Genomic DNA, 12167 nt, shown 5'->3' with positions numbered 1-12167 from the left:
ACCACCGGCTCGATGGCCCGGCTCCACCATCGGGGCACGTACGTGCTCCGGGAGGTTCTCGCCGGGGTGCCCACGCACTCACATCGGCCGCTTCCGAAGCCACCTTGCGGCGGCCTTCAAGAGGTGCGGCCTGACGGCGCAGGCACGGATTCCTAGGTTACCCGCGTGTCTACGGGGGGTCAAAACGAATCGGGTGTGAGATGCGCCCGAAGATCCGCCAAGCAGAGCGCCTGCCCGGCTCCCGCACGGGACGAACCCGTGCGGAGCAGGACAGGCGCTCTACCTCACGATCAGAGGATCAGGTCAGCGGAAGTCGCCGAGGTCCAGGTCCTCCAGCGGGATCGCCTCGCCCGAGCCCATACCCAGGGTCGGGAAGTCGATCTCGTCGTAGCCGAAGCTCGGGTAGAGCTCGGCCTTGGCCTGCTCGGTGGGCTCGACCTCGACGTTGCGGTAGCGGGGCAGACCCGTACCGGCCGGGATGAGCTTACCGATGATGACGTTCTCCTTGAGGCCCAGCAGCGGGTCACGGCGACCGCTCATCGACGCCTCGGTGAGCACTCGGGTGGTCTCCTGGAAGGAGGCCGCCGAGAGCCACGAGTCGGTGGCGAGCGAGGCCTTCGTGATACCCATCAGCTCCGGACGGCCGGCGGCCGGCTGGCCACCCTCCGACACGGCCTTGCGGTTGGCGTCCTCGAAGCGCATGCGCTCCGCGAGCTCACCCGGCAGCAGCTGCGAATCACCCGAGTCGAGCACGGTCACGCGCCGCAGCATCTGCCGCACGATGACCTCGATGTGCTTGTCGTGGATGTCCACACCCTGGCTGCGGTAGGTCTCCTGGACCTGGTCCACCAGGTGCGTCTGCGTGGCACGGGGGCCGAGGATGCGCAGCACCTTCTTCGGGTCGACAGCACCCTGGACGAGCTGGGTGCCCACGGTGACGTGGTCGCCGTCCGCGATCTTGAGGCGCGCACGCTTCGTGACCGGGTACTTGATCTCCTCGCCACCGTCGTCCGGCGTCAGCACGAGGTGACGCGTCCGCTCGGTGTCCTCGATCGTCACGCGACCCGTGTACTCCGCGATGGGCGCCTCACCCTTGGGGGTGCGGGCCTCGAAGAGCTCGGTGACACGCGGCAGACCCTGCGTGATGTCCTCGGCGGCGGCCACACCACCGGTGTGGAAGGTACGCATCGTCAGCTGCGTGCCCGGCTCACCGATCGACTGCGCCGCGATGATGCCGACGGCCTCGCCGATGTCCACGAGCAGGCCCGTGGCCAGGGAGCGGCCGTAGCACTTGGCGCAGGTACCGACGCGGGACTCGCAGGTCAGGACCGAACGGACCTTGACGCTCTCGATGCCCGCGGCGATCACCTGGTCGATGATGACGTCGCCCGCGTCCGAGCCGGCGGTCGCGATGACGTTGCCGTCGGCGTCCACCACGTCGGTCGCGAAGGTGCGCGAGTAGATGCTGGTCTCGACGCGGTCGTCCGGGACGAGCGAGCCGTCCGCGAGCTTCTCCGCCACCGGCAGCGTGAGGCCACGCTCGGTGCCGCAGTCCTCCTCGCGGATGATGACGTCCTGCGAGACGTCCACCAGACGACGGGTCAGGTAACCCGAGTCCGCCGTACGGAGGGCCGTGTCGGCCAGACCCTTACGGGCACCGTGCGTCGCGATGAAGTACTCGAGGACGGACAGGCCCTCACGGTAGTTGGACTTGATCGGGCGAGGGATGATCTCGCCCTTCGGGTTCGCCACCAGACCGCGCATACCGGCGATCTGACGAACCTGCATCCAGTTACCACGAGCACCCGAGCCCACCATGCGCATCACGGTGTTGCGCGCGTTGCTCTCGAGGTTGACCCGCATCGCCTGCGCGACCCGGTCGGTGGCCTGCGTCCAGATCTCGATGAGCTCCTGACGGCGCTCGTCGTCGGTGATCAGACCCTTGTCGAACTGCTGCTGGACCTTGAGGGCCCGAGCCTCGTGCTCGTCGAGGATCTCGCCCTTGACCGTCGGCGCGGCGACGTCCGAGATGGCGATCGTGACGCCCGAGCGCGTGGCCCAGCGGTAGCCGGCGTCCTTCAGCGCGTCCAGCGCCGCGGCCACCTCCACCTTCGGGTAGCGCTCGGCGAGGTCGTTGACGATCGTCGACAGACGCTTCTTGTCGGCGATCCCGTTCTCGTACGGGTAGTCGACGGGCAGCGTCTCGTTGAACAGGTACCGACCCAGGGTGGTGTCGAACAGGAGCTGCTGCCCCTGCTCCCAGCCCTCGGGCGCCTCGAAGTCCTTCAGCGGCGGAACCAGGTCCGACATCCGAAGCTTGATCTTGGCGTTGATGTCCAGCTCGCCACGGTCGAAGGCCATGATGGCCTCGGCCACGGAGCCGAACGCACGGCCCTCGCCCACGGCGCCCGGGCGGTCGCTCGTGAGGTGGTGCAGACCGATGATCATGTCCTGCGAGGGCATGGTCACCGGACGGCCGTCCGACGGCTTCAGGATGTTGTTGCTCGAGAGCATGAGGATGCGGGCCTCGGCCTGCGCCTCGGCGCTCAGGGGCAGGTGGACCGCCATCTGGTCACCGTCGAAGTCGGCGTTGAACGCGCCGCAGACGAGCGGGTGCAGGTGGATGGCCTTGCCCTCGACGAGCTGCGGCTCGAACGCCTGGATGCCCAGACGGTGCAGCGTCGGCGCACGGTTCAGGAGCACGGGGTGCTCCGTGATGACCTCTTCGAGCACGTCCCAGACCACGGGACGCGTGCGCTCGACCATGCGCTTGGCGCTCTTGATGTTCTGCGCGTGGTTGAGCTCGACGAGCCGCTTCATGACGAACGGCTTGAACAGCTCGAGTGCCATCTGCTTGGGCAGACCGCACTGGTGCAGCTTGAGCTGCGGGCCGACGACGATGACCGAACGGCCCGAGTAGTCGACGCGCTTGCCGAGCAGGTTCTGACGGAACCGGCCCTGCTTGCCCTTGAGCATGTCGGAGATCGACTTCAGCGGACGGTTGCCGGGGCCCGTCACCGGGCGACCACGACGGCCGTTGTCGAACAGCGAGTCGACGGCCTCCTGGAGCATCCGCTTCTCGTTGTTGACGATGATCTCCGGCGCGCCCAGGTCCAGGAGCCGCTTGAGGCGGTTGTTCCGGTTGATGACGCGGCGGTACAGGTCGTTCAGGTCCGACGTCGCGAACCGGCCACCGTCGAGCTGCACCATCGGGCGCAGGTCCGGCGGGATGACCGGGACGGCGTCGAGCACCATCGCCGTGGGCGAGTTGGTGGTCGTCAGGAACGCGTTCACGACCTTGAGGCGCTTCAGCGCACGGGTCTTGCGCTGGCCCTTGCCCGACCGGATGGTCTCGCGCAGCGACTCGGCCTCGGCGTCCAGGTCGAAGTTCTGCAGGCGCTGCTGGATCGCGTTCGCGCCCATCGCACCCTCGAAGTAGGTGCCGTAGCGGTCCTGGAGCTGGCGGTACAGCATCTCGTCGCCCTCGAGGTCGGCGACCTTGAGGTTCTTGAAGCGGTCCCAGACCTGCTCGAGGCGGTCCAGCTCCTGGTCCGCACGCTTGCGGAGCTGAGCCATCTCGCGCTCGGCGGAGTCGCGCACCTTGCGGCGCGCGTCAGCCTTGGCACCCTCGGCCTCGAGCTCGGCCAGGTCGGCCTCGAGCTTCTGGGCGCGGGTGTTGATGTCGTTGTCCCGGCGGTCGGAGATCTCCTTCTTCTCGAGATCGATCTCGTTCTGCAGGTTGGGGAGGTCCTCCTGGCGCGCCTCGTCGTCGACCGACGTGATCATGTAGGCCGCGAAGTAGATGACCTTCTCGAGGTCCTTCGGTGCCAGGTCCAGCAGGTAGCCCAGACGGGACGGCACGCCCTTGAAGAACCAGATGTGCGTGACGGGGGCGGCGAGCTCGATGTGGCCCATGCGCTCACGGCGCACCTTGGAGCGCGTGACCTCCACGCCACAACGCTCGCAGATGATGCCCTTGAAGCGCACGCGCTTGTACTTGCCGCAGTAGCACTCCCAGTCGCGGGTCGGACCGAAGATCTTCTCGCAGAAGAGCCCGTCCTTCTCCGGCTTGAGGGTGCGGTAGTTGATGGTCTCTGGCTTCTTGACCTCACCGTGCGACCAGGCACGGATGTCCTCGGCCGTGGCCAGGCCGATACGCAGCTCGTCGAAGACGTTGACGTCGAGCAAGGTGTCCTACTTCCTGAAGTTCTCGAAAATCCTCGGGTGTCCAGGCCCGCGCCCGCTCGCACGGGCGCGGCCTGGTATCAGATCTCGTCGACGCTGGAGGCGGCGTTCGGCCGCCGGGAGAGGTCGATGCCGAGCTCCTCAGCGGCGCGGTACACCTCGTCGTCGGACTCCTTCATCTCGATGGAGACACCGTCGCTCGAGAGCACCTCGACGTTCAGGCACAGCGACTGCATCTCCTTGAGAAGCACCTTGAAGGACTCCGGGATACCCGAGTCGGGGATGTTCTCGCCCTTGACGATCGCCTCGTAGACCTTGACACGGCCCGGGACGTCGTCGGACTTGATGGTGAGGAGCTCCTGGAGCGTGTACGCGGCGCCGTACGCCTCGAGTGCCCAGACCTCCATCTCACCGAAACGCTGACCACCGAACTGCGCCTTACCACCCAGCGGCTGCTGCGTGATCATCGAGTACGGGCCGGTCGAGCGCGCGTGGATCTTGTCGTCGACCAGGTGGTGCAGCTTCAGGATGTACATGTAGCCGGTGGAGACGGCCTCGGGGAACGGCTCGCCGGAGCGGCCGTCGAACAGCATCGCCTTGCCGTCGTGGTTGACCATGCGCTGGCCGTCACGGTTGGGCAGGGTGGCGCCGAAGAGACCGCGGAGCGCGACCTCCTCCAGGCCGTCGAACACCGGCGTGGCGACGGGGCGACCCGGCTCGCTCTGGTGAGCGACCGCGGGAAGGCTCTCGAGCCACTCGCCGCCCTTGTCCTCCGCCAGCGAGACGTCCCAACCCTGCTTGGCGATCCACCCGAGGTGGGTCTCCAGCACCTGGCCCACGTTCATGCGGCCCGGCACACCCAGCGGGTTCAGGATGACGTCGACCGGCGTGCCGTCCTCGAGGAACGGCATGTCCTCCTGCGGGAGGATCTTCGAGATGACGCCCTTGTTGCCGTGGCGGCCGGCCAGCTTGTCGCCGACGGTGATCTTGCGGCGCTGGGCGATGTAGACCCGCACCAGCTGGTTCACGCCGGCGGGCAGCTCGTCGCCGTCCTCCCGGTTGAACTCGCGCACCGCGATGACCGTGCCCTGCTCGCCGTGGGGCACCTTGAGCGAGGTGTCGCGCACCTCGCGCGCCTTCTCGCCGAAGATGGCGCGCAGCAGGCGCTCCTCCGGGGTCAGCTCGGTCTCACCCTTGGGGGTGACCTTGCCGACCAGGATGTCGCCCGCGCCGACCTCGGCACCGATGCGGATCACGCCGCGCTCGTCGAGGTCCGCGAGGACCTCCTCCGAGACGTTGGGGATGTCCCGCGTGATCTCCTCGGGGCCCAGCTTGGTGTCGCGCGCGTCGACCTCGTGCTCCTCGATGTGGATCGAGGAGAGGACGTCGTCCTCCACGAGGCGCTGCGACAGGATGATCGCGTCCTCGTAGTTGTGGCCCTCCCACGACATGAACGCGACCAGCAGGTTGCGGCCGAGCGCGAGCTCGCCCTCGTCCGTCGCCGGGCCGTCCGCGAGCACGGAGCCGACCTCGACCCGCGCACCCTCGTCGACCAGCACGCGCTGGTTGTAGCTCGTGCCCTGGTTGGAGCGCACGAACTTGTGCACGCGGTACGAGCCCGTCGTGCCGTCGTCGTTCGCCACGAGCACCAGGTCGGCCGAGACCTCGGTGACCACACCGGGCTTGGTCGCCACGATGACGTCGCCGGCGTCGACCGCCGCACGGCGCTCCATGCCGGTACCGACCACGGGGGCCTCGGACCGCACCAGCGGCACGGCCTGACGCTGCATGTTGGCACCCATGAGGGCGCGGTTGGCGTCGTCGTGCTCGAGGAACGGGATCAGGGCCGTCGCGACCGACACCATCTGGCGCGGCGAGATGTCCATGTAGTCGACCTCGGCACCCGGGATGTCGTTGGTCTCGCCACCCTTCGTGCGCACCAGGACGCGGTCGAGGACGAACGTGCCGTCCTCGAGCAGCGGCGTGTTGGCCTGCGCGATGATGTAGCGGTCCTCGTCATCGGCCGTGAGATAGTCGATGTTGTCGGTGACCTTGCCGTCCTCGACCCGGCGGTACGGCGTCTCGATGAAGCCGAACGGGTTGATGCGACCGAACGACGCGAGCGAACCGATCAGACCGATGTTCGGACCCTCAGGGGTCTCGATCGGGCACATGCGGCCGTAGTGCGACGGGTGGACGTCACGGACCTCCATGCCGGCGCGGTCACGGGACAGACCACCCGGGCCCAGCGCGTTCAGACGCCGCTTGTGCGTCAGACCGGCCAGCGGGTTGTTCTGGTCCATGAACTGCGACAGCTGCGAGGTACCGAAGAACTCGCGGATCGACGCCACGACCGGGCGGATGTTGATCAGCGTCTGCGGCGTGATGGCCTCGACGTCCTGCGTGGTCATGCGCTCGCGAACCACGCGCTCCATGCGGGACAGACCCGTACGCACCTGGTTCTGGATGAGCTCACCCACGGCGCGGATACGGCGGTTGCCGAAGTGGTCGATGTCGTCGGTCTCGACGCGCACCTCGACGGGCTGGCCGTTGCGGACGCCGTCCATGGTGGTCTTGTCCGCGTGCAGCGACGCAAGGTACTTGATCGTGTGGACCACGTCGGTCACCGACAGCGTGGACTCGGCCAGCTCCGCGTCGACACCGAGCTTCTTGTTCGCCTTGTAGCGGCCGACCTTGGCGAGGTCGTAGCGCTTCGGGTTGAAGTAGAAGTTCTCGAGCAGCGCGCGACCGGCCTCGACCGTGGGCGGCTCACCCGGGCGGATCTTGCGGTACAGGTCGACCAGGGCCTCGTCCTCGGTGTGGACGTGGTCCTTCTCCAGCGTGTCGAGCACCGACGGGAAGTCGGCGAACTGCTCGCGGATCTCCGACTCGGGCATGCCGAGCGCCTTGAGCAGCACCGTGACGGACTGCTTGCGCTTGCGGTCGACGCGCACGCCGACGGCGTCGCGCTTGTCGATCTCGAACTCGAGCCAGGCGCCACGCGAGGGGATGATCTTCGCGGAGAAGACGTCCTTGTCGCTGGTCTTGTCCGGGGTGCGCTCGAAGTACACGCCCGGGGAACGCACCAGCTGCGAGACGACGACGCGCTCGGTGCCGTTGATGATGAAGGTGCCGCGCGCCGTCATGAGCGGGAAGTCGCCCATGAAGACCGTCTGGCTCTTGATCTCACCGGTGGTGTAGTTGACGAACTCCGCGGTGACGAACAGCGGCGCCGCGTAGGTGAAGTCCTTCTCCTTGCACTCGTCCGCCGTGTACTTCGGCGGCTCGAAGCGGTGGTTCGAGAAGGAGAGGGACATCGAGGAGCCGAAGTCCTCGATCGGGGAGATCTCCTCGAAGATCTCTTCCAGTCCGGAGGTTTCCGGGACATCATTACGACCAGCCGCCTTGGCAGTTTCTACCCTGCCCTGCCAGGCTGGGTTACCAAGGAGCCAGTCGAAGCTCTCGGTCTGCAGGCCAAGCAGGTCGGGGACCTCGAGTGGCTCATAGATCTTTGCGAAGGAAACGCGACGGGAAGCGGTACGGTTCGCAATGGCTTCGGCGGACGGAGCTGAAGGGGTGCGCGAGGCAGCCAAGAGGGGTCCTTCCCTGCAGTTCGGGTGAACGCTGTACGCTCTGCGGTGCTGCAGGATGCTCTGCCGGATTCACCGGTCACCGGTGGGCATCCCCTGAGAGGGGATGCGACCAGGACTTTCGGGAAGCAGGGGGAGGCGTCGAGGGCACACGCGGGCGCAAAGCGCTAGCATACCTATCTGGTTCTAGTATGTCCAGTCGCCCCAAGGCGTGCACCTTGAGACCGTGGTAAACCTCGAATCGTTGCGTATCCGCACTGGCGCGGCGCGACGGCCGGACGAGCCGGCATGCGGGGGTTCAACGGGTGGGCCGCGGGTGATATTCCCGCCCGACCTCGCCGGACCACCCGCGCACGCGAGAGGCCCGCACCCCGAGGGGTGCGGGCCTCTGCAGTCGGCGGACGGTGCCCGGGACGAGCCCGGGCGACCGTCACACCAGCCCGAAGGCGGTGGAGCCTGAGGTCACTTGAGGGTGACGGTGGCGCCGGCGCCCTCCAGGGCGGCCTTCGCCTTCTCGGCGGCGTCCTTGTCGGCGCCCTCGAGAACCGGCTTCGGCGCGCCGTCGACCAGGTCCTTGGCCTCCTTGAGACCGAGGGACGTGAGCGCGCGCACCTCCTTGATGACCTGGATCTTCTTGTCGCCGGCAGCCTCGAGGATGACGTCGAACTCGGTCTTCTCCTCGGCGGCCTCGGCCGGCGCGCCACCCGCGGGGCCGGCAGCAACAGCGGCGACCGGAGCAGCGGCGGTGACGTCGAACTTCTCCTCGAAGGCCTTCACGAAGTCGGAGAGCTCGATGAGCGTGAGCTCCTCGAAGGCGGACAGGAGCTCGTCGGTGGAGAGCTTCGCCATGATGGCGTTCCTTTCAGTTGGCGCTTCGCGGGCCGGTGCGGACCCGCGAGAAGCAGGGGGTTGTGAACTGGTACTGCCACCTGGTCAGGCGGCAGCACCCTCCGATTCCTGCTTCTGACGCAGGGCATCGATGACACGGGCGACCTGGGCGGGCTTGGCGGTGAAGGCGTAAGCAGCACGCGTCAGCGTGGCCTTCAGACCGCCGGCCACCTTGGCCAGCAGAACCTCGCGGGACTCGAGGTCCGCGAGCTTCGTGATCTCTGCAGCGGACATCGCGGCGCCGTCCAGCACGCCGCCCTTGATGACCAGAGCAGGGTTCGCCTTGGCGAAGTCACGCAGACCCTTCGCAGCCTCGACCGGGTCCCCGGTCACGAATGCGATGGCGGAGGGGCCCTTCAGGTCGGCGTCGAGACCCTCGACACCGGCCTCCTTGGCCGCGATCCCCGTAAGCGTGTTCTTCACCACGGCGTAGGTTGCGTTGCCGCTGAGCGACCGACGCAGCTCCTTGAGCTGCGCGACGGTGAGCCCGCGGTACTCGGTCAGCACGGCCGCGTTGGAGTCACGGAACTTGTCCGCGAGCTCTGCGACAGCGGCTGCCTTGTCCGGCCTCGCCATGGCAATCCTTCCGGTGGTGGTACCACCGTCCCCTGGGGCACTGGGCCCCGGGCGTCGCCCCGGAACGAGAAAAAGAGCCCCGGCGCAGGTGCACGGGGCTCGGTTCGCGCGGCAGGGCCGCACTCGAGTTCGTCACCTGCGCAGGCCCCCGCTCTCAGCGGGACTTCGGTCTTCTTCCGTCCTGTGCTCGGAACGAGCGGGCGGCGTCGGACGACCGGCGGTCTTGGGTTACCCGAGAACTATACATGGTTCCGTGTGCGCCTACGCGCAACGGGCGGTGGCCTGTGCCACACGGGCCCTCCCCCACCCGGGCACCCGGTCGCGGGCCTCAGCGCTCCAGCCCCTCCAGGGACGCGAAGCAGACCAGCGGCACCGGCTCGGGCTCGTCCGCGAGCGCCGCGGCGAGGGCCGCCTCCGGGTCGTCCGTGGCGCGCAGGTGGGCGTGGAACCGGGGCATGACGCGGGCGGCGACGGCGTCGGACAAGGGTGCGACGGCGGCGACGACGGCGCGGGCACCGAGCCGCAGGAGCACGGACGACAGGCCGAGCACCTCGCCGCCGACCACCTGGGAGGAGCCGCCGACCTCGCACGCCGAGAGGACGAGCACCGATCCGGGCAGGCGGGTGCCGTCGAGCTCGTGGGCGTAGAGCGGGCCGTCGGCAAGGTCGACGAAGGCGAAGAGCGGGTTGTCGGCGTCGTGCCGGCCGTGGGTCGCCAGGTGCACGATGTCGTGAGTGGTGAGCACGGCCCGGACGGCCGCCGTGGTGGCCGCCGCGCCGGTGAGCACGGTGGCGCCCGGCCACACCTGGCCGACGGCCTGGACCTCGGTCGCGCCGAGGGTGACGCCGGGGCCGTAGGCGGCGAGGAGGCGGTGCCGGCAGCCCGGGCGGGGGTGCGCGCGGCCGCGCGCCATGTAGGACCGGACGGTGGTGCGGCGGCCGCGTCGTGACGGGAGCGCCGTCCACGGCACGCTCAGGACGGGCTCCCTACCCACGACGTACAGCGGGCCGTCCGCGGCCAGCGGCACGGCGAGGAGCCGGTCGAGCGCGTCGAGGTTGCGCCTCAGGGAGCGGCGGGCGGCGGTGCGCAGGACCGGGGGCACGTGCTCGTTGGCGCACGCCCCGAAGTCGGCGCGGACGCGCAGCGCCCGTTCGGTGACCTCGGCGAGGGAGCCGAGGACGACGGTGCGGGCTCCGTGCGCGTCCACGCGGACGCAGCGGAGGACGCCGTCGAGCACCAGGTAGTTGGCGACGACGGCACCGTCGTCGCGGGCGGTGAGCAGCTCCCGGACCTCGTCCGCGCTGGCGGGGCGGTCCTCGACCGCGCCCTGCTCGGCGCCGGTCCGGTGCCAGGCGCGCTCGCGCGCCGTGGCGAGCAGCCTGCGTGACCGCTCGAACAGGTGGGCGCGCTCGGCGGCGCTGTCCCGGTCGGTGAGGGTTCGGGCGCGGACGACGAGCCCGCGGGCCTCGGTGACGAGCGCGCCGACGGCGGGCTCGTCCGGGGCGACGGCGCCGCCCATCCCGGCGAACGTGGCCCGGCCGCGTTCGAGCGCCTCGAACAGCCAGTCGGGCCGGCCGGTACGTACCGCGGCCTCGACGTCGGTGCGCTGCAGGTCCACACCGTGCGCCGCGGCGGCGGTCACGGACTCGACCGAGCCGAGGCCCACGCGGTGGTCGGCGAGCAGCTCCAGGCCGGTGCGCACGGCGTCGACGCCCCCGGCGCGGTCGCCCGACGCGAACGCGAGCTGCGCGAGGACGGTCTGCCGCTGGATGCGGGTGGACAGCGGCGCGTCGGCCATGCCGTCGGGAAGGCTGTCGAGGACGGCGCGGGCGGCGGCGACGTCGTCGGCCAGGAGGTACCAGTGCGCGGCGACGAACCGCGCGGTCAGGCCGGGGTACTGCCCGAGCAGCGGGTCCACCTCGTCGCCGGCCTCGGCGGCCTGGATGGCCTGCTCGGCGCGCTCCCGGGCGTCGTCGGGCACGGGGGCCTCGCCGCGCCGGATCGGCAGGAGGATCGCCTCCAGCTCGGCGACCCGCGCGACGGCGGCGCGCTGCGGGTGCCCGACGCCGGCGTAGTACCGCCGGGCGAAGGCGGCGGCCGCCTGCGCCTCGGCCCAGCGGTGCAGGGCCATGAGGCAGCGCGCGCGGAAGTACTCGGCTTCCGCGCGGTGGTGGGCGCGGCCGGGGACCACCATGCGGGAGATCGCCTGGGTCAGGACCTGCTCGGCGTCCTCCAGCAGCCCGGCCTCGTAGAGGACGGCGCCGCGGCCGATGTCGAGCACGCCGTCGGCGCGTTCCGGGTCGACGGCGCGGGCGGCGGCCATGGCCTGCAGCGCGCCGGGCAGGTCGCCGAGCGCGTACCGCACGAAACCCGTGTTGTGCAGCGCGAGGGACGCGATGCCGGGCAGGTCGGCCCGTCCCGCGGCCTCGTGGCACGCGTCGAAGTCGGCGAGCGCCGCGTCCAGCCGGCCGAGCTCGATGGCGGCAGCGCCTCGGTTGAGCAGCGCCGTCGCGTGGTCGCGCGGGGAGATCTGGTCCACGACCGCGAGCACCTGGTCGAAGGCGGCCACGGCGTCGGTGAGCCGCCCGGAGCGTTGCAGCAGGAGTCCCCTGTGCCCGTCGACGACGGCGGCGAGCCGCCTGCGGACGCGCTGCGGTGCCGCGTCGGCGCGGGCGTCGGCGTCGCCGAGAAGGGCGAGCGGCTTCTCCAGCGTGTCCTCGACCGCGTGGACGGCGACGGCCTCCCCTGCCAGCGAGCGGACCATGCCCTCGGCCCAGCGTTCGCGGTCCACCGGGCCGAGACCCGCGAGGTCCACGACCCGGAGGCGGTCGAGCACGTCCCGGAACCGCAGCAGCGCGTCACCGGGCAGCGACCGGGAGCTGAGTTCCCGGGCAGCCGCCAGCTCCGCCTCCAGTTCCGGCCACATAC

Annotated in this window: 5 protein-coding genes; all 5 read right to left on the bottom strand. The window is 69.7% G+C overall.

What is annotated here, in order from left to right; all coding sequences use genetic code 11:
* Positions 1 to 303: 303 nt before the first annotated feature.
* The 5 genes from FHX71_RS26995 to FHX71_RS26975 all read right to left on the bottom strand — a co-directional run bounded on the left by FHX71_RS26995 (position 304) and on the right by FHX71_RS26975 (position 12165).
* Positions 304 to 4188 carry a DNA-directed RNA polymerase subunit beta' gene (locus tag FHX71_RS26995; RefSeq protein WP_182620556.1) on the bottom strand — a complete coding sequence of 1295 codons (3885 nt, stop codon included), beginning with the start codon at positions 4186 to 4188 and terminating at the stop codon, positions 304 to 306.
* A 77-nt stretch (positions 4189 to 4265) separates the two neighbouring features.
* Positions 4266 to 7778, bottom strand: coding sequence for a DNA-directed RNA polymerase subunit beta (gene rpoB / locus FHX71_RS26990; RefSeq protein WP_182620555.1), 3513 nt, complete (start codon positions 7776 to 7778; stop codon positions 4266 to 4268).
* 459 nt (positions 7779 to 8237) lie between these two features.
* A complete protein-coding gene (gene rplL / locus FHX71_RS26985) occupies positions 8238 to 8624 on the bottom strand; it encodes a 50S ribosomal protein L7/L12 (protein WP_182620554.1) in 387 nt (128 codons plus the stop codon).
* A gap of 84 nt (positions 8625 to 8708) precedes the next feature.
* The gene (gene rplJ / locus FHX71_RS26980) at positions 8709 to 9239 is read right to left on the bottom strand and encodes a 50S ribosomal protein L10 (protein ID WP_121385091.1); all 531 of its coding nucleotides are present in this window, start codon (positions 9237 to 9239) and stop codon (positions 8709 to 8711) included.
* 328 nt (positions 9240 to 9567) lie between these two features.
* A complete protein-coding gene (locus tag FHX71_RS26975; RefSeq protein ID WP_182620553.1) occupies positions 9568 to 12165 on the bottom strand; it encodes a CHAT domain-containing protein in 2598 nt (865 codons plus the stop codon).
* Between the last annotated feature and the right edge of the window lie 2 nt (positions 12166 to 12167).

Source organism: Promicromonospora sukumoe, from assembly GCF_014137995.1.
Lineage (GTDB): Bacteria > Actinomycetota > Actinomycetes > Actinomycetales > Cellulomonadaceae > Promicromonospora > Promicromonospora sukumoe.
The sequence above is the reverse complement of the archived record's forward strand: the minus strand, read 5'-3'. Positions and strand labels throughout refer to the sequence as shown.

Excerpts from the sequence above, each read along its gene's own strand:
- rplL (WP_182620554.1), bottom strand. The coding sequence starts at position 8,624 with ATGGCGAAGCTCTCCACCGACGAGCTCCTGTCCGCCTTCGAGGAGCTC.
- rplJ (WP_121385091.1), bottom strand. The coding sequence starts at position 9,239 with ATGGCGAGGCCGGACAAGGCAGCCGCTGTCGCAGAGCTCGCGGACAAG.
- FHX71_RS26975 (WP_182620553.1), bottom strand. The coding sequence starts at position 12,165 with ATGTGGCCGGAACTGGAGGCGGAGCTGGCGGCTGCCCGGGAACTCAGC.